The sequence below is a fragment of the Bianquea renquensis genome, from assembly GCF_014384895.1.
In the GTDB taxonomy this organism is placed as follows: Bacteria; Bacillota; Clostridia; order Lachnospirales; family Bianqueaceae; genus Bianquea; species Bianquea renquensis.
In genome coordinates, this window is sequence record NZ_JACRSQ010000011.1 from 17,777 (window position 1) to 37,211 (window position 19,435).

General features: G+C 48.5%; 15 protein-coding genes. 14 read left to right on the plus strand and 1 reads right to left on the minus strand.

Annotated features, from left to right (window positions below):
* The first annotated feature begins 212 nt into the window (after window positions 1–212).
* From H8730_RS08695 to H8730_RS08735, 9 genes are all read left to right on the plus strand, one after another.
* Entirely contained in the window at window positions 213–1,028 is an 816-nt protein-coding gene (locus H8730_RS08695; RefSeq protein WP_177719789.1) for a hypothetical protein, read from the plus strand.
* Window positions 1,021–1,479, plus strand: coding sequence for a S24/S26 family peptidase (locus H8730_RS08700; RefSeq protein WP_177719788.1), 459 nt, complete (start codon window positions 1,021–1,023; stop codon window positions 1,477–1,479). The genes H8730_RS08695 and H8730_RS08700 overlap by 8 nt, the downstream gene beginning before the upstream one ends.
* The gene (locus tag H8730_RS08705; protein WP_249289723.1) at window positions 1,476–1,739 is read left to right on the plus strand and encodes an HPr-rel-A system PqqD family peptide chaperone; all 264 of its coding nucleotides are present in this window, start codon (window positions 1,476–1,478) and stop codon (window positions 1,737–1,739) included. Before H8730_RS08700 ends, H8730_RS08705 begins: the two co-directional genes overlap by 4 nt.
* Window positions 1,736–2,758, plus strand: a complete 1,023-nt coding sequence (locus tag H8730_RS08710; RefSeq protein ID WP_177719786.1) for a radical SAM/SPASM domain-containing protein — start codon at window positions 1,736–1,738, stop codon at window positions 2,756–2,758. The genes H8730_RS08705 and H8730_RS08710 overlap by 4 nt, the downstream gene beginning before the upstream one ends.
* A gap of 11 nt (window positions 2,759–2,769) precedes the next feature.
* On the plus strand, window positions 2,770–3,984 hold the full coding sequence (locus H8730_RS08715; RefSeq protein WP_177719785.1) for an HAD-IIIC family phosphatase: 1,215 nt from the start codon (window positions 2,770–2,772) through the stop codon (window positions 3,982–3,984).
* Window positions 3,985–4,179: 195 nt separating this feature from the next.
* Complete coding sequence (locus H8730_RS08720; RefSeq protein ID WP_177719784.1) at window positions 4,180–4,716, plus strand: RNA polymerase sigma factor; 537 nt, start codon at window positions 4,180–4,182, stop codon at window positions 4,714–4,716.
* 100 nt (window positions 4,717–4,816) lie between these two features.
* Window positions 4,817–6,037 carry a radical SAM protein gene (locus H8730_RS08725; protein WP_177719783.1) on the plus strand — a complete coding sequence of 407 codons (1,221 nt, stop codon included), beginning with the start codon at window positions 4,817–4,819 and terminating at the stop codon, window positions 6,035–6,037.
* A gap of 175 nt (window positions 6,038–6,212) precedes the next feature.
* Window positions 6,213–7,469: an MFS transporter gene (locus H8730_RS08730; protein WP_177719782.1), complete on the plus strand. Its 1,257-nt coding sequence runs from the start codon at window positions 6,213–6,215 to the stop codon at window positions 7,467–7,469.
* Window positions 7,462–9,336: a sensor histidine kinase gene (locus H8730_RS08735; RefSeq protein ID WP_177719781.1), complete on the plus strand. Its 1,875-nt coding sequence runs from the start codon at window positions 7,462–7,464 to the stop codon at window positions 9,334–9,336. The genes H8730_RS08730 and H8730_RS08735 overlap by 8 nt, the downstream gene beginning before the upstream one ends.
* 154 nt (window positions 9,337–9,490) lie before the next feature.
* Here H8730_RS08735 and H8730_RS08740 read toward each other — a convergent pair whose 3' ends face one another.
* Window positions 9,491–11,035 (minus strand): response regulator transcription factor, encoded by a 1,545-nt coding sequence (locus tag H8730_RS08740; protein WP_177719672.1) that lies wholly within the window; start codon window positions 11,033–11,035, stop codon window positions 9,491–9,493.
* A 380-nt stretch (window positions 11,036–11,415) separates the two neighbouring features.
* On the opposite strand from H8730_RS08740, the gene H8730_RS08745 reads away from it, so the two are divergent.
* From H8730_RS08745 to H8730_RS08765, 5 genes are all read left to right on the plus strand, one after another.
* The gene (locus H8730_RS08745; RefSeq protein WP_249289724.1) at window positions 11,416–12,339 is read left to right on the plus strand and encodes an ABC transporter permease; all 924 of its coding nucleotides are present in this window, start codon (window positions 11,416–11,418) and stop codon (window positions 12,337–12,339) included.
* A gap of 27 nt (window positions 12,340–12,366) precedes the next feature.
* On the plus strand, window positions 12,367–13,266 hold the full coding sequence (locus tag H8730_RS08750; protein ID WP_177719674.1) for a carbohydrate ABC transporter permease: 900 nt from the start codon (window positions 12,367–12,369) through the stop codon (window positions 13,264–13,266).
* Window positions 13,267–13,286: 20 nt separating this feature from the next.
* Window positions 13,287–15,659 (plus strand): right-handed parallel beta-helix repeat-containing protein, encoded by a 2,373-nt coding sequence (locus H8730_RS08755; protein WP_249289725.1) that lies wholly within the window; start codon window positions 13,287–13,289, stop codon window positions 15,657–15,659.
* Between the two features lie 332 nt (window positions 15,660–15,991).
* The gene (locus H8730_RS08760; protein WP_249289726.1) at window positions 15,992–17,791 is read left to right on the plus strand and encodes a type 2 periplasmic-binding domain-containing protein; all 1,800 of its coding nucleotides are present in this window, start codon (window positions 15,992–15,994) and stop codon (window positions 17,789–17,791) included.
* A gap of 190 nt (window positions 17,792–17,981) precedes the next feature.
* Window positions 17,982–19,295: an aspartate kinase gene (locus H8730_RS08765; protein WP_177719677.1), complete on the plus strand. Its 1,314-nt coding sequence runs from the start codon at window positions 17,982–17,984 to the stop codon at window positions 19,293–19,295.
* Window positions 19,296–19,435: the final 140 nt, after the last annotated feature.

The window sequence follows — 19,435 nt, forward strand, 5'->3', positions numbered from 1 at the left end:
CGTTTCATCGGACCACTCCCTCATGATCTGTAACTATTATACAGCAGGCAGGAAGATGTTTCAACGATAAAATTTGTGACCCATTCAAGCTGTACAGGATATGGATTTTTATGGGAAAATGCTTGACAGATTATGGAAAATTCGGTATATTATATGAGAATATGTGCGAAAAAAGTTGAAATTGCTTGGCAGGAAGGATTGATGTCTCAAGAATGAAGCGATATTTAGACCGGCCCCATATGTGTCCTGTAGTGGAGCTTGATTTGGACGATTCTAATTTAGAATCCATATTGTCGTTACAGTACGGACGCTATCTGCGCAGAGAACCAGGAGACATTCCGGCTGGATTACATATTATAGAAGAGCGCATAGGCGACAGTCAATATGCCATCATGGCATGTGGTGAGACGAAGATTACAGAACATCCGCTCTCTGAGATCGATGACATTCTATACGACCATACCCAAGTTGAAGACCAATTCTTTGGACTCCACGCCGGCGCTGTGGCGAGGGGTGAGAAGGGCTATATTTTTGCGGCGCCGACGACGGCGGGCAAGACGACCCTCACCACGTATCTTGTGCAGCAAGGGTTTTCCTATGTCACCGATGACTGTGTCCTAATCAATATGGACACGTATCAGATCACGCCATATCCGAAGCCAGTTCACCTGCGGGACGGGGGATTTGCGGTTTTGGCTCAGATGGGGTTGGTACCTCCTAAGATTGAGCATTGCTGCCATGAAGAGGTGGAGCGGTATATTTATACACCGGAGGACCAGGCAGCGGGGCAACTAGAGATTGGAGCTCTATTTTTTATTGAGCGGACGGAAAAGATCAATCAGGTTATGCCGTTATCCCCCTTGGATGCGATGCAGATGCTGATGAAAGGCCCCATTGCCCATCGAAAAGTGGACAGCCGGTATCTTAGATTCCTAGCGGAGCTCAGCAAGCGGAGATGCAAGCGGCTTCAATATAGCAGCTTGGAGTATGTCAAAGCATGGATTGAAGAGGATATGGCCCATGGATGAGGAGATTCTTCGTAAAATTCTAATTGCCAGGGCAAAGGCGCAAAATAAGAAAGCTTTTACCGTATCTGTGTCTGGCAGCAGTATGGAGCCGGTTTTATACGAGGGCGAGCATGTGGAGGTCCTCCCCCAAGTGGCATACGAGGTTGGCGATATTCTCGTCTACTATTATAAACAGGAGGGATTGCTGGTCCATCGCCTTTTAAAAATTCAGGACAACCGTTATTTTTGTAAGGGAGATAACGCGCTTCGCCTGGAAGACGTGGAGAGGGAAGCGATTGTCGGGGCAGTGCAACTGGAACAGGACCCCCACCGAACACGAGAGTTTATCGAGATGTCTCTCGATGTGAACGCGGTATTTCGCCAGACAGGCTACAATCGGGCGAGAACGCTGCAAAGTGAAACATATCAACTGTATCATGCAAAATATTTGAGAAAAGAGGAAATGACATGACGGTCATGAAAAACAAAGAGATGGAGTACATTCAGGTGGACGAGAAGAGCCTGGTCATCTATGATCCGGACTCAGGCGACACTCATTTTATCGATGAGGTGGGACAAAGTATTCTAAATCTCATGGAGGAGGAGGTAACAGTCGATGCGCTGGTGGAGACTCTCTCCCAGATGTATGTTTCCGAGGGGGATGAAATCCGGCATGACGTGGAGGCATTTCTGAGAGAACTGATTGAGAAAAAGGTTGTCGTCGCCCTATGAGAATCCGCACTGCCTATATTGAGATCACCAATCAGTGTAATTTTGATTGTGCCACCTGCTATAATCGCTCTGGCCAAAATCTTGAGACGCTTGAACTCTCCCCAACACAGGTAAGGGGGATGGTGGCACGATTGTCGGAGGAATTTGGATGCCAGAGAATCTTATTGGCGGGAGGGGAACCATGCCTGCATTCGCAGTTCCAAGAGATTCTGGAACTGCGGGAAACGTTCCCGGCTATTGAGCTCGGCGTGGTAACCAATGGCAGCATACAAGATGAATGCCTCATCGAGCGCTATCTGCAGGACGAAAAGGTGTCCATTCAGGTGAGTTTGGACGGCTCCTGTGAAGAAGTCAACGCAAGGACGAGGGGCGTTGGAAACTTTAAACCCGCGCAGGACTTTATCCGGAGATTGACGGCGACAGGGCGGAAGCCGCTGGTCAAAATGGTGATCTCCAGGCTCAATTATGATGATGTCGAAGCGTTTTTCCGCATGGTTGTGTCGCTCGGCGCCGTTCCTGAGTATGCATTCATCAACTGCAATGGCAACGCGGTGGAAGAGTGGAACAGCAAGTCCATATCAGCGCAGGAAAAGTTAAAAGTGCTCCGGTTGCTCGATAGGCTCAATCAAGAATTGGGCGTGGAAGCGTTTCTTCCTGTGTGTACCAGCGGTTGCCCATTATCAGAGGCTGACGCCGAGTATTCTGTGGCAATCAAAGTCGACGGAACAATCCAGCCATGTCAGCTTCTGTACCATACGAAATATGCCATCGGAAACATGATGTGGGACACAGAGGACACCCTTAAAGACGGCGCTGAAAGGATCATGCAGCTTGTCATCCAGCGAGAGCATACAGACTACGGCTGCTCCCGCTGTCTACTCCAAAGCGGTTGCAAAAAAGGGTGTATGGCTCTCGCGGATTACCGGGATGGAGATCCCCTTGGCAGCGATGGCGATTGTGAATTTCGGAAAATTCAGTTCCTGGGGTTTGATCTCCCCAGAAGCCATCCAGGGAAATGAGGAGACTGCACATGGATTCAATGAAGATTATGGCCTGTTTAGCGAAGGCGATGGAGACGGATGTGGATACCCTGTTGCAGATGCCGCCGGCGTCGGATTTATCGAAAGCAGGCTTAGAATCGATTAAATTTATACAATTTATTGTATTGCTGGAAGAAGAGATGGGAATCACCGTTCGGGATAGCGATCTGCTGTTGACAAACTTTAATACGCGGGAGAAACTCTTTGCCACATTGTCAAAGTATGAGGGGCAGAATACGGCGCTTAAAAAGTGTTTGGTGGTGGATTGCGATAATGTGCTCTGGCTTGGCGTTGCGGCAGAAGACGGTGTCGATCAGATCCGAATCGAAACGGAGCAGCTGCGGTTCCAAAACTTGCTGGTCGATCTGTATGAGCGGGGCGTGTTGCTATGTCTGTGTAGCAAAAATGAGGACGGCATTCTTCAGCAGGTTTGGGAGGCGCATCCCGATATGCCGTTGAAACGGCGTCACATCATCCGGGAGAAGGTGAATTGGAAGGATAAAGCGGACAACATCCGCGATCTGGCCTGCGAGTTGAATTTGGCGTTGGACAGTTTTGTATTCGTGGATGATCAGGCATATGAGTTGGGACTCATCCAGCTGTATCTGCCACAGGTCGAAATCGTCCAGGCGGATTACAGTCATCCGGAGTTTATTGAGTATGTGGCCAGCTTGTTCACGAACGCGAGGGAAGCCGGAAGCCTCAACAGGACAGAACTGTATCGGCAGCAGAAGGAACGGGAGAGGATGAAGGCTCGATTCTATACGCGGAACGAGTATAATGCGTATCTCCAAACGGAAGTTGACTGCCGTCTGGCCAGGCGGGAGGATTGTGAGAGGCTGTCAGAGCTTTCCATGAGAACCAATCAATTTAACCTAGCGCAGAGCCGCTACACGCCTGAAGATTTGTGCCGACTGCTTGGCGATCCGAAATATCATATTTTTTGCCTGTCCGCCAAAGATCGATTTGGCGATATGGGGATTGTGGCTATGGCCGTTCTCCGGGAAGACACATCCAGCTGTCTTCTGGAAGGGATGATGCTATCCTGCCGGGCATTTGGCCGCGGCTTTGAAACGATTTTGTTGGAGAAAGTAAAGAGGGCGGCGGGGACGAAGGCACTGCAAGGCCGCTATGTTAAAAACGCAAAGAACGCCAGGTACGAAGGGTATTATTCTGATAACGGAATTTCAACAATGCAATCTTGAATATAAAAATATGAGCTCTCCGGCAAATCCGGGGATTTTTTTTACTTATAGGAAAGTCTGCTGTAAGGCGGACCTAGGATGTATAGAATTTACATTGACAGAGAAGCGTTTGTGTTGTAAAATAAATTAAATAAAATATAGAAAAATAATGCGTAAGTAACAAAATGTTAATTACACAACAATGGGGGAGTTTTTATGGAATTGACAGTGTTGGTCAACCAGTCTAGCTTGTTCAAGGAGGTGCTGACAGAGGTTTTTGACGTTTTGTATAGCTACTCCTATGAGAAACTGACGGACAAGGAGAGAGCGCAGTCGGTATTACACGAGGCGATTCTCGCGGCCTACGACAATGCGAAGCCATTTATGGATAATAAACACGTGATGAAAAATTGGATCATCCGCGTGGTGAAAAAATATATTGAGTGTGAGCGAAAGATGCATCCAACCTACAGGAGGACTGGAAATACGGTTATACCCATCTGCCAAGCGACGGCTTTGGCGGAAGATTCTACCTTGCAACCTTTGTTTGAGCAGTATTTGAATAAGATGCTGAAGGATATCATAGGCGCGATGAAGGAGCAGCACCAGATCATACTACAGAAGCATTACATGGAAGATCAGCCGTTAGAGAGAATTGCGGACGAATTTGGAACAAGTATACGGGAGGTTAAAAAACAGGATCAGCTTGCAAAGCTAATTTTTCAGGAAAAACTATTTACATATATTTGGTAATTTTTAACTTATAAACTTGAAATAAAAGGCTCTTGACTGGCGAACGAATGTTTGTTAAAATAGAAACAGATGTTCGTAAAAGCGGGAAGGGAGCCTATGTATGGCAAATATAAAATTTCATTCCGATATGTCGCCGCAGGAACAGTTGACCTTGATGGCAGAAGACGCGCAGTTTGATCTAGCGGATGATTCGGACGAGGGTGCGGGCGTTGTGGGGCTGGGGAAACCTCTCAAGGTTCCAAAAGTTTTTGTTTCCAATGACTGTATTTTCAACTGTGCGTACTGCGGCTGTAGAGCCAGCAATGACCGGCAGCGCTATTGCCATGATCCGCGAAAGTTGGCAAGGCTCAGCGTGGATATAGCGGAAAGCGCAGCGAAGACACCTGGCATTTTTATCACATCCTCCATCGTGCGCAATGCAGATTATACCCAGGAGCTTATTGTGGAAACGTTGCGGGTTATACGGGAGGAATTACAGTATCATGGCTATGTCCATGCGAAGATTATGCCGGGGGCGGATCCTGAGCTCATCTGGAGAGCAGGGCGGTATGCCAATCGATTGAGCGTCAATATTGAGACGGTGCGAAGCGATGGATATGCTAGGATAGCCCGGCAGAAGACAAAGCAAAACATTCTGTCGCCCATGGGTCAGATTGCGGACATGATATGGAGTGAGAAGCAGAATCAAAGCCGATATGGCAGGCGTTTCGCCACATCCCAGACGACGCAGCTGATGGCGGGAAGCTATGGGGAGGACGACCGCACGATTATGAATCTCTCCGAGGCGCTGTACAGAAAATATCGGCTTGCCCGGGTCTATTACACCCCTTTCCAATATGTTCACCCGGCAAAAGGGTATGAGGAACTTCCCTTTACCGACACGCCGAAGTGGAGGGTGCGGCGATTATATCAGGCAGACCGGCTGATGCAGCTTTACGGATTTACACCGGATGAGATAACGCCGCTGGAACAACCAAATCTAGAGGAATCAATCGATCCCAAATGTAGCTGGGCATTGCGGCATTTGGACATGTTTCCGGTGGAGGTCAACACGGCGGACTATGAAACGCTGCTCCGAATTCCGGGCATTGGCCTTACCTACGCCAAGCGAATCCTTCACACCCGCCGGCAATGCACGATTACCCACGCAGTTTTGCGCAAACTAGGTGTATCCCTGGCGAGATCCATATATTTTATCACTTGCAATGGCAAATATGAAGGGGGTCCCTATCTGGATCAGGATGGAAGACTGCGCATGAAAATGATTCAGGTGGAGGGAAAGAAGACGGAGGACGATCTTGCGCGAAATATACAGGTGTGATATAATAGTCGCGGCCGCGGGGAGGGAAGAAAATGGTTTCCCTGACGGCTGTGTGCATCTGTTGAAGCCGCATTTTAACGTTCGGAGGTCATAGTCTTAGGTATGAAACAGCAGACAGAAGCTGCCATCGCATTCAAAAAGAGATCGTTTTGCTTAGGGGTGAGGAGTGTAGACCATGGCAGGGCGTAAAGGGCGCATTCAGCCCAACGTTATTTTGTATCTTGCACGGTACACAATGTTGACATCCATCCTCAATATGGTTCCGCAAGTGGTCATTCAGGACTTTTTAATGCAAAATGGAGCCAGTTTTAGTCAGATCGGAACTCTCGGCACATTTAACAATGTGTTTAGCGCCCTGGGGATGTTTCTTTTTGCCGGGATGGCGGACCGGTTTAAGCAGTTTTCCTCCTTCAAGCGGGCCATTGGAATCGCTATGCTGTCGTATCTGATCAATAATACGGCTTTGATTATTCTATCCTTCTGCACGACTATCTTGGATGCCACCATCCTGTTTTGGATCTATGTTGGCGCCAGCGTTCTACAGTCACTCGCGGTTAGCATATCGGGATTACTGGAGGTGACGACGGTTCTGCGGGTGACAAGCAGTCAGACGAGATTAGGGCGAATCATGGGAATCGGCGGCATCGGGGCCGGATTGGCTGGCATTTTGTGTAGCTGGGCCGTAAAGACGGTCAAAGGTGCCTTTCCCCTGACACAGAGCATTCGCATACTCTGTGCCGCATCCATGGCGCTGACGGTCATAACATCCCTTTTGGGATTTTTCTTTGTGAATGTTCAGGCGCAGGAGGTTAAGAGAAATCAGCCTGTCACAAATCCTTTCAAGGTATTCCGAGAAGTCCAAAAGATGCCGCAATTTTGGAAGCTGCAACCGGCGAATATTTTTCGCGCGTTGCAGTTTATGGCTGTCTACTTTATAGGGATCACGGGATTGCAGCGCTTTCCGGAGGATGTTGGGCTTGTGGGCTCTCTGCCTATTGCGCTGACGGCGGCAAATTTTCTTGGCTGCCTTCTCATCACCTATGTGCACCCGCGCTTGGGCTCAGGAAAAATGTATGGGATCGGGGCGAGCTTCGCCGCCGTTGGTTTTTTGATTGCCCTTGTGAGCAGACAGTCCACTGTATTTTTGGCGGGATATTTTGTTCTGTATCTCGGACAGGCTTTAATTGATTTCTGCTTTCCCCTCGGTATCTACGATATGGTGGAGGCGGAGAAAGTGGGACAGTTTTCGGCGGCGCGAAGTCTGCTTTATACAGTGGCGGTGGCGGTGTTTGTGTATTTAGGAGGCTTTCTATTGGATATTGTGAGCGATTCTTTCCTGTATTGTATTGGCATCAGCGCCGCGCTGTTGAGCGGTGGACTCTATTTGTGGTGTTACCGCAGATGTGGAGGCGAAAAGAGTAGTCATGCGTAGAACAGTGAGGGGTCATAGGACGAAGACGGTCTATCTGAACCGGCTGAATCGGCTGAATGCCACTATCTATGTGATTGTAATTTTATTTCTTGGCATGTTAGTCGTATACTATTCGGCGGCGCTGGAGAAAAATAAGCTGACGCAGACGAACCGCGATGCCACCAATGAAATTATGCAGTATTTTCAAAATAAGGACACGAATTTTTACTCTGTCTATATGCCTATGTTTAAGGATAAAAAGAATGGGTACGAAGCAGCCTTATTAGAATTTTTTCTTGGGGAGTATCAGGGCAACCCGGATACGAACCAGTCTGCGGAGGATGTGCTCTTGGCTAACAGCGACACGGATGTGATATTGGACATGATCGAGAGCGTTATGGCCCAGGACTCTGACATTCAATGGGTCTTCTTTCACCGCAATCTGGATGAGGATGTAGGCTATCTAGGAAATGTATCGAGCTCCACCAAACGGCTGGAGAGTGTTTCAGACTTTCCTTTTCTTTCAGAAGTCATGGAGAAAACCGGGATTCACAAGATATTGGGCAGCCGTTATGTGGCCACGGAAAATGATAAGAGCGCAACCCGATGTTTTGCTATTACAGGGGGAGTCTTTTATCAGAGGCAATGCGTTGGGTCCATGACGGTCGGCTATTCGACTGCGGCGTTTGACACAATCTACCGAAAATATGATTTTAATGAGGAGAGCATCCTGCCAACGATTCTCATCGCCACCACGGAGGGGAGTGTTATTTACGACTCTTCCGGGCAGAACTACGGCAGTATGTTGGATATCCAGTCTTTTGACAATAGCCAGGAGGGGACCATGGAGGTCAACGGCGTGAAACAATTTGTCGAGGTACAGAAGCTTCCGGAGAAGGGGGCAATTGTCATCTGCACGGTTCCCTGGAATGCACTGAATCTTCTGTCGCATAAGAACACGCCGCTTATCATCGGCGTCACGGTGTTCTTTGCGGTGCTAGCGGCGTCTCTATATGAGCTATCGGGTCATCTCTCGTCACGGCGCGTCAACGTGATTCTAGACAGTCTGGAGGAGATTGGAAAGGACAATCTGTCGTATCGCGTACCGGTAATCAATGAGCAGGACGAGTTTGGCGTTATCGCCAGCACAATCAATCGCATGACGGACCAATTGCAGGAGTACGTCAACAAAGTGTATATCTATTCCATTAAACAAAAGAATGCGGAGCTGGGTGAGCTGCAAGCTAAGTTTAATCCTCATTTTTTGTATAACACACTGGAGGTGATTCGGGCACAGCTCCAGGAGAAAGGTGACGTGGAGACAGCCGATATGGTGTTGCTGCTATCCCGGATTTTTCGAAATTTTATCAATAAAAAGCCTTTTGTCACGATTCAGGAGGAGATTTCTCTCTGTGATGTGTACTTGGAGCTGTTTCGCCTGCGGTATCGGGATACCATCCAGATTGAATTCGATATCGATACAGAGGTCCTCCGGTATGGAATCATTCGCAATCTGTTACAGCCCGTCATTGAGAATTATTTTGTCCATGGCTTTGTAGCAGGCAGCGCACAGAATTGTATCACCATCACCGGGGCGCTGGAAGGGCAGGATTACATCATCCTCACAGTGGAGGATAATGGGACAGGCATAGAGGAAAGCCGGCTGAAAGAGATTGAGAAAGAATTGGGAGAGCCCTCGGCCGACGGCGATAAAGACGGGGAAGGAGGCTATGGCCTAAAAAATCTCCATGATCGGATTCACGTTTTCTATGGAGAGAAATGTGGGGTCACGATTACCAGTGACACTGGGAAAGGAACGAAAATCGCGCTTCGAATCTGCCAGATGACCGTGGAAGAGCATGAGCAGCAAATGCGAATGAATCAATAAAAAGACGAAAAATGACAACAGTTCCGTGCTGACGGGAGGTCTGAGAAATAGCCCATGACGGCGCAGGCGCAGGGGATAAAAAGCTCCCCTGCGCCTTTTTTCGATTGGGAGAGTCCGCCGGAAGGCGGACCTAATGGGAAGAACCGAAGGTACTTTACACCCCTTTCTTCGCCTGGCGAAATTTAGCGGGTGAGATCCCATTATATTTTTTAAATATCTGATTAAAATAGGTCACGTCTGAATATCCAACTTTTGAGGCGATCTCGCTCATGGTGCGATCCGTTGACAGAAGGAGCCGTTCCGCCTCCTGAATGCGGATCTGATTTAAATAATCAGAAAAATAGAGGTTCGTCTCCTGCTTAAATAGATATCCCAAATACGAAGGATTGACAGAAAAGTGGGCGGCGATTTTTTTAATCGACATGGCTTCGCAATAGTGAACTTTCACATACTGCAAGACACGGCTCACAATAGGACTCACCGGCAACGAATCTCTGCGAATCAGGTGGCGCGCGTCCAAAACTATGCCATTGAGCCATTGGGACAGTTCCGCCTGGGAGCCAAGTGAGTTTAGACGAGCAAACATATTTTTCAAAGAATCCGGCAGGCTGCCTTTCTGTAGATGAACTTTTTCGATCTGCCTGGCAAATTGCAGCAGAAATTCTGTAAGCAAGGCGCGTACGGTTGGGAGGGACGCGTCGGTCTCCTGGCCAATGGACTCAACAAAAGCGGTTGTCTTAGCAAGGGCATCCTCATCCCGTTCCAGTGTCAATAGTTCCTCAATGTTAATCTGTGCTGAAACATTGTAGCCGTCGCGGTTGCTGCGAATTTCTTCCGCATTCAATAGACTGTTTGATTCGAACAACATAGAGTAGGTAATAATCTCAAGGGCGGATTGATAACTAAAAGGCAGATTGGCACTGCCGAGGGCTTCCGTCCCAATGACAGCGATGAATAGGGACGGCGTCTGAGACATCTGCATGGATGGAGACAGGAGGGATTTGATATCGGAGGGAGATGCGGTTCGCCCCCCGATAATAAAAACTTGCCAGCCGGAGGGATTGGAGAAGCGGTAGCATTCATAGTTTGAGGATAACAGTCCATAGCATACATCCAACAGCTGTTCATACGCGGGGTCAGCGGAAAGTGGTTTTACGATTAGCGTATTGTAGCACCGTTTATAGAGATTGATACCGCCATCGCTGGCTAATTTTGCGCGATCGCTCAGTTCCTGACCGGACAAGTCGCCGGTGGCCCAGCGGTAGAGCACATTTTCCTTAAATATCGATTCATTGCTTTTGAGAAAGGTATCCAGCTCGCGGCTATGATTGATGTTGTCCAGCGCTTTCCGGACGGTAGCCGTCAGCTCTGCCGTGTTAATTGGTTTGAGTAAAAAGTTTTCGGCTCCGAGGCGCAGGGCCTCCAACACATAGTCAAACTCATCGTAGGCTGTCAAGATCACACAGCTCATATGGGGATAGAGAGTGCGCACCTTCTTCAAAAGCGTCAGTCCATCCATTTCAGGCATTCGTATATCGGTAACACAGAGGTCAAATTGTTTGGAGCCCATAAGTTCCAAGGCTTGCGCCGCACTTTGTACGGCGATGATATCTTCAAATCCATATTCATTCCAGGGAATCGCCTTTTTTAAGCCCTCCAGAATGACAGGTTCATCATCGATCAAGATCACGCTGTACATGAATAACCTCCTGTCAGATTGAGTATGGCATCATTATACACGGCATCACTTGCCTTAGCAAGTAAAATTTCTGAAATTTTGCAGATGGGACAGGAGAACTGGCGGTGTCGGGGGCTTTGTGCGAATTCCTGAGGACATTTTTTGGAACGGCAAAACCATTGAACAATATTCCTATAAACCGTCACAGAAATTGCATAAAAACAGTGCCGAATTCCTTGCTCAAATAAGAAATTTATAGAAATTCGACAAGGTAACATGAAATTTTATAAGTTCCTAGAATTATTACTCTGGTCACAATTTTGCATTGCTGATACAATATTGACATAAGGAGTATCGCCGTGAGCGGTACCTGATAAAACATGAAAAGGAGTCGAGATTGTATGGCGGTAAAACGAATTGACCAAAAGCGTAGAGAATCCTACAAGCTTTTTTTGTTTATTCTTCCATGCCTAATTTTTATCTTTATTTTTAGTTATCTGCCGTTGCGGGGTTGGATTTATGCCTTTACCAACTATAAACCAGGGTATCAGTGGAAGGATATGGATTGGGTCGGATTTAGCAATTTTACGAAACTATTCGGAAATGCGGTCATGCGCCAAACGATGTTTCAAGTAATCGGAAACACACTGTATTATGCGATTCTTGGCGTTATCCTATCTCCAGTCCCAATGTTTTTCGCCATATTCTTAAATGAAATGAGCTCCAGCAAATGCCGGAAAATCGTACAGACCTTGACGACGCTGCCGCATTTTATCAGCTGGGTCATTATGTACTCTTTAGTATTTTTTATGCTGTCCCCCAACGGATTTGTCAATACACTGTTGATGAATTTAGGACTGATCAGTGAGCCGACGGATGTCCTGGCATCGGGAGATCATGTTATGTTGACGCAGCGTCTGTATCAGCTTTGGAAAGAGACTGGATGGAACGCCATCGTGTATTTGGCCGCCATTGCCGGAATTGACCAGGAACAGTATGAGGCGGCGATGATCGACGGCGCGAATCGCTTTCAAAAGATCTGGTATATCACCGTTCCCAGTTTGTCCAGTACATATTTCGTACTTTTGGTCATGAGCTTCGGCAATTTCCTAAACACGGGATTCGACCAGTTTTACGTGTTCCAGAATGCCTTCAACAAAGAACAGATTCAGGTTTTGGATTTGTACGTATATAACCTCGGTATCGGTAGCGGACAGACTTCCATGGCGACGGCCGTAGGTATGGCCAAATCGATTATCGCCCTCGTCTTATTTACTTTGGCGAATCTGCTGTCCAAGAAGGTCCGCGGAACTAGCGTATTTTAAGAGAATATCGGAAGGAGGAAAGCGGCTATGCGCTCACATCATAAAGGAAAAATCAAATCATCCGCCGGCGATCATGTATTTCAGATCCTTAACTATACATTTTTCATACTCTTTACGTTAATCTGTGTGTATCCATTCTATTATCTATTTATCAATACCATCAGCGACAACTCGCTGGTTAATGCGGGGAAGATCATGTTCTATCCCAAGGGAATCCATTTTCGCAACTACATCGATGTCATGAAACTGGAGAATCTGGGGACAGCGGCATTTAACTCCGTGGCCCGCACGGTTTTAGGCACGGCTCTGAGTTCTATCGTCTGCTCCTATCTGGCCTATTTTTTCACAAAACAAAATCTGTGGATGCGAAAGCTCTGGTATCGCTTTACAGTCGCAACCATGTACTTTAGCGCCGGTCTGATTCCGACGTATTTGAACTTGCGAATGCTAGGCTTTATGAATAATTTTCTTGTCTATATCATTCCCGGTATGATTTCCGTGTACAACATGGTGTTAATTAAGACCTACATCGAATCGCTCCCCGCGGAGCTGGAAGAATCGGCAGAAATCGATGGCGCTGGATATATACGCCGGTTTGTGTCCATCGTTTTGCCTCTCAGTGTTCCCATCATCGCAACGGTCTCGCTCTTTACAGCGGTTAGCCAGTGGAATTCGTTTATGGACTGCCTGCTATACATTACGAAGCCGCAACTGTATACACTGCAATATATCCTGCAGATGTACTTCCGTCAGGCGCAGCAGTTGGCGCAGCAACTCGAGATGGGCGGTGACTCCGCGTTCCAGGCAACGCCAAAGGGGATTCAGATGACGATCACCATGGTGATCACCATCCCCATCATCTGCGTGTATCCTTTTGTGCAGCGGTATTTTGTCAAAGGAATCATGGTGGGCGCGATCAAGGGGTAACCGGATTAAGGGGGAGGATTATGAAAGAATTCAGGCTTACACCGGAGGATGGAATCGACGGCTTGCGGCAGGCTTTGTCGGAGTTGAATGGGCAGGGAGCGGAGATTCTCCTCACAAAAGGGATCTATTACGTTGAAGACAGCATTGCCATTGGCAAAGATCAATCCCATGTAACCATCCGGGGAGAGGAGGGAACACGGATTGTCGGCGGGCGAAAGCTATCCGGCTGGCACAAGGTTGAAAGGCTGGAGGTTCTGGAGCGCCTTGACGAGACGGCGCGAGACAAAGTGTATGTCTGCGATCTTGCCGCCAATGGTGTCAAAGACCCTGGACATTTTTCCAGGCGTGGGTTCGGCGGCGATTCGGAACCGGCCCACGGGGAGTTGTACCTTGATGGCGAGCCCATGTTTGTGGCCCAGTACCCGAAGAGGGGGACGTATCTCCCGATTTCCGGGTATGAGAGGGAGATCATCAATGAGTGTGAGGAGGCTATCGGCGATCCAGAGTATGGCTTTTACTATGACGACCCGAGGCCAAGACGCTGGAAATCCTATGACAATCTATGGGTCCATGGATATTGGTGCTGGGACTGGGCCAATTCCTATGAGCATGTCACCCAGCTGGATGCAGAGAAAGGCATTGTCAAATTGAAGGAGATTCCGAAAGGAAAAGTTCGGGGGTTCAAACCAAATCAACGGTTTTATTTCCTTAACATCCTGGAGGAGGTCAACCAGCTCGGCGATTATTATGTTGATACCGAAGCCATGCTGCTATATTTTTATCCCGAAGCGCTGGGGGACGAATCGGAGCTGCTGTTTTCTACCTTGGATACACCTATGTTTTCCCTGTCAGAGTGTGAGGGGGTAGTCATCCGGGATCTCCAGCTGGAGTGTATGCGGGAGCGAGCCCTGTATGCTGTGGATTCCTCCAATATCCGGGTCACGGACTGCTGCCTGAGAGGGATCGGCAATACGGCCCTGGACATGGAAGGCGGTGAAAACAATACCATCTGCGGCTGTACAATCTACAACTGTGGCGACGGCGGCATCCGAATCGTTGGCGGAGACAGAATGACCTTGACTCCTGCGGGGTCACGAGTCACCAACAATCATATTTACAAGGTGGCTCTCTGGAGCCGGTGCTATAAACCGGCCATCAGCCCCAATGGCGTTGGAATTGACATTACGCATAATTTAATCCACGATTGTCCCCATATTGCCATTCTGTACAGCGGCAATGATATGCGCATCGAGGATAATGAGATTTATAGCGTGTGCCTTGAAACCGGAGATGCGGGGGCGATTTATTCCGGCCGTGACGTGACATTTCGCGGGAATCATGTCAGTCATAATTACATTCACCACCTGGGCGGCGTCGGCATGGGAACCATGGGAATCTATAACGACGATGTGTTGAGTGGTACGATCATGGAAGACAACTTCTTTTATGAGGTGGGCCGCGCAGTTATGCTTGGAGGCGGCGTGGATTATGTAGTTCGCAACAATGTATTTGTGAAGTGCTATCCCGCCATTGCCATGGACAGCCGGGCGGCTCACACGGAGTTCTTCTGGACACCGTGCTATGAGGAGCAGCGAGGGAAACTCTATGATGGAGTACAATCGTTTCTTCATGCCAATGACCCAGCGGTGACGCTTGATTGCACAAAGAGCCCATATATCGACCGCTATCCTGAGATTCAGCACTTGGTGGATATTTACGAGAGCGGCGAGGAGCTCACAGCTTCGGCGGAATTTTCCCGAAACGTTTTCTGTACCAAGCCGATGTTTCGATATTCCTACAACCGCAGAGACGCCGGGTTTGAGCATATGATGGATTGCGGAGAGCCAACAGAGCTGAGCCAGGATGAGTTAAGTGTTCTATTTGACATGCGCCATATCGTTCGTCCTACATGGTCTGCGGGAAAGGGCGATTGGCGATTCGCGAAAAATTACATGGCGTTCCCCAGCGATTTTGTCGATGCGGAGTGGGGGATCATCGGGATCCGACCGGATTCCAAAGCTATGGAAACGGGATACCAGCCGGTGGAATTTGACTCCATTGGACTGGTGGAGGAAGAGCGCAAAGTGGCGACGCCAAAGGTGTGGTCTTGCCTTCTGTATCCGTATCGAAGCGAAACGAGAAAATTAACCCTAGGTCTTTGGAATGCGGGGGATGAGGCGGTTCAAGTGGAAATGCATCTGACCAGCAGCAATCCCAACGTGAATCTCTATGACAGAACAGTTTTGGCAACACTCCAGGCTGGGGAGAAAACGTTTCTCGAGGTGGGAGACCTAGGGGAGGAAGAGATCTTCTGCGTCGAAGCGCGAAGCGCGACTCCGGGAGTTCGACCGGCTCGGGCGGAAAATATTATGGGCAATTGGAATCGCTTTTAGTCAAATATCATAAAATTCTGATAGTTTAAAGAAAAAATTACCTATTGAGGATGTGATTGTGAAAAAGGTCAATATTATATGGAATATTTACAGTTATATCGATGATATTTCCGAGTAATTCAACATCGTGTAGAAAAAATTTTAAAATATTTGCATAGAAATATAGAATAATCAAAAGAACCTAGAATTATTACTCTGGAGTTTTTTTGCAGGCAATGGTACAATTATGACCATAAGGGTATGCAGTTTTCCCATGTATCTTGTTGATGACATAGGTTTAGGAACACAGATGTCATCTGAGATAAAAAAATAGAATAGGAGGAAACAAATTTATGAAGAACAGTAGTAAAAGACTGCTCGTTGCTTTCTTGGCAATTTGCATGGTTGGCTCTGCGTTTACGGGCTGTAAGAAAGACGACAACAGCAGCAGTGAAGCTGATTCGTCCAACGTGTCGTCTCAACCGGCAGACAATTCCACGGATTCCAGCAGCGCTGGGTCTGATGAAAGTCAGGATTTTTATGATCAGCCTAGCTACTCCGGCGACACCGTAAAGCTACAATTTTACATCGACAACCAGAATCCTTTTGGGGACTGGAGAAAAGAATTCATAAAGGATAAAACCGGCGTGGAGCTGGAGATTGTCGTGGCGGATTCGGAGAAGACCAACGCCATGCTGTCGGCCGGAAATCTTCCGGATATTGGAAACTATGCGGTCAGCGGGGATTTATCGCAGGCCATCAAGGCTGGATACCTTGTGGACATGAGCGACAAGCTGGACAAACTTCCCAATGTTGTGAAAAATGCGCCCAATGCGATTCAATATGCCATGGATGAGAAGAGCGATGGGACTGGCAAACTCTATGGAATTCCGAGATCGGTTGGTTTGGCTGACATTTATGCCGTCGACACGACCACCTATGCCATGAATATCCGCTGGGATATTTACAGAGAAGCTGGGTTCCCTGAGGTCACGTCCTTCGACACCATGCTGGATGCACTGAAGAAGATGCAGGATGTACACCCCACGGCGGAAGACGGAACCAAAATGTACGCCTTTGAGCTGTCTCCGGAAAGCGATAAAGCGACCAATTCCAATCCCTGGAGCGCGGCCTTCAGACTGTATGGTATGTCTGGTTTCCAGGATGTGCGTGGATTCCTTGTCTATGATATTCAGAATGATGAATTGAAGCCGATTCTGGACGAGGACAGCCAGTTCATGAATGCTGTCCGCTGGTTCTGGAAAGCCAATCAGCTCGGCCTGATCTCACCTGAGTCCAAGACGCAGAAGAATGGAGACGTTAGCTCCAAATTGTTGGCTGGCTACACGCTGACGGCTACGCCTGGCAGTTATTACCGCGGTTATAACACCGACGAACGGATCAATGCCGAGGAACCGATTGGAATTTACCCCATCTCCTTTGAAGGAATGTGCCCGACCGTACCAGGAGAATCCTTAACGGGTGACCAGAGCTGGATGTATTCCATCAGCGAGGCGACAAAGGATGTGGACGCTTGCCTGCGGGTGATCGACTTGTTCTACAATGAGGACGCCTGCCTGACCCTGTACAACAGCCCCAAAGGAGAGCTGTGGGACATCGTGGACGGCGAAGTTGTGGCGACCGACGATTACACGGACTTCTATAACAACAGCACATATACGCTGAAGAACGGCGAAGTTCTGGAAACTGGTAAATTCTTCTTTGCCTTTGGTCTGCACACCGACTGGGAGCATACCGTATACGGAAAGACCATGCGCCAGTCCGAGTGGCCGGAAGCTACCGAGCTGATGACAGCGAAAAATGGCCTGATCGACCTGTGGGCAGAGCACAATCCGGGTTACAGCGTACCTTCTGAGCGGTACAGAGCAGAAAATACTCTTGTCTTCCGTCCAGCTGCGCTTAGCTTCACAAGAAACTATGACGATGATATCGCCATCACCGCCGCTGCGGTTGGCGAGCAGATTATCACGTACGCATGGAACATGATCTACGCCTCTACTGAGGAAGAGCTGAACAGCTTGTACAATGAATTGGTTGACAAGTGCAATCAGCTTGGCATCGAAGAGTGTGTGAAATGGGGCCAGGAGATGTGGGCTGACGCAGAAGCACTGGCTGAGAAATACTCCCAGTGAGAAGTTTAATCCTTTGAGCAGTAAGAAATATTGAAGGATGGGGCTGCCACACTAGCGATTCAAACTCGTTAGTGTGGCAGCTTTTCATGTTTTCCTGCCAGACGGAAAAAATCACAGACAGATATTGAAAGAAACGGCATTCTGTGGTATGATAACAAGACGGTAATTTTGAGAAGGGATGGAGTCCATATTGAAAAAGGTAGTGAAATTTGGCGGCAGTTCTTTGGCGGACGCCCAACAGTTTCGAAAAGTAAAATCCATCATGACGGAGGACGCGGCCCGACTTTTTTTAATTCCCTCGGCGCCGGGAAAACGCTATGACGACGATACAAAGGTCACGGATATGTTGTATTCCTGCTGCGAGACCATCCGCTCAGGCGGTGACGCGGAGGCGGCATTCTATCCAATTGCACTTCGCTATGAGGATATCATTGCAGATTTGGGGCTCTCTCTATCGCTCCAGGACGAATTCGACCGGATCATTATGAATCTGCAGAAAGGCGCGGGAAAGGATTACGCGGCGAGCAGAGGCGAATATCTGAACGGAATCGTGCTGGCCGATTATCTGGGTTGGCAGTTTGTCGACGCGGCCTCCGTGGTATTTTTCCTGGAGGACGGGAGCTATGATGATGAGAAGACGTGCGAGGCGCTGCGGGAGATGCTGAGAGACCGAGACCATGTCGTGATTCCTGGATTTTACGGGAGCCTTCCCGATGGAAGGGTTACGACCTTTTCCCGAGGCGGCAGTGATATTACGGGATCCATTGTGGCCAAAGCGATCCAGGCGGATCTGTATGAGAATTGGACGGACGTGTCGGGCTTTTTGGTGGCGGATCCCCACGTCGTGAAAAATCCAGAGGTGATCCCGATGATTACCTACCGAGAGCTGCGGGAACTTTCCTACATGGGGGCCACGGTGCTCCATGAGGATGCAATCTTCCCGGTCCGGAGCGCAAAGATTCCCATCAACATTCGCAATACTAATAACCCAAAGGCAGAAGGAACCATGATCGTCGCCCAGGCGGATGACGGCAATTCTCCTAATGTTATTACGGGTATCGCCGGAAAGCGGGGATTTTCGGGGATTGCGATAGAAAAGGACATGATGAACAGCGAGCTGGGATTCGGGCGCAAAGTTTTACAGATCTTCGAGGAAAATGGCATCTCCTTTGAGCATCTGCCCTCCGGCATCGATACGATGACGGTCATCGTGGAGACGGCAGATCTGGAAGGCAAGAGGGAGATTCTTCAAGAGCAGATCGCATCTGCATTGCAGCCGGACCATCTGGAGATTGAGGATGGGCTGGCGATGCTGGCAGTCGTCGGCCGAGGGATGCGCAAGATGCGGGGGACGGCGGCCAGGGTGTGTGCGGCGCTGGCTCACGCCAATATCAATATTCGGATGATCGATCAAGGGTCCAGCGAGCTGAATATAATCGTCGGGATCGACGAAGGGGACCTGGATAAGGCGATCAACGTTATTTACGATATGTTTATGCTGTAGCAGGCGCTGGGATGAATGGAGTGTGCATAGGTGTTATCTCCCTTTATGATAGACAGGTAGCGATTATAAGGGGAGTTTTTTGTTGTCGAAAAGGCGTTCATAGGAAGTTGACCGCCTCGGCTGCCTTTACTATCTCCATT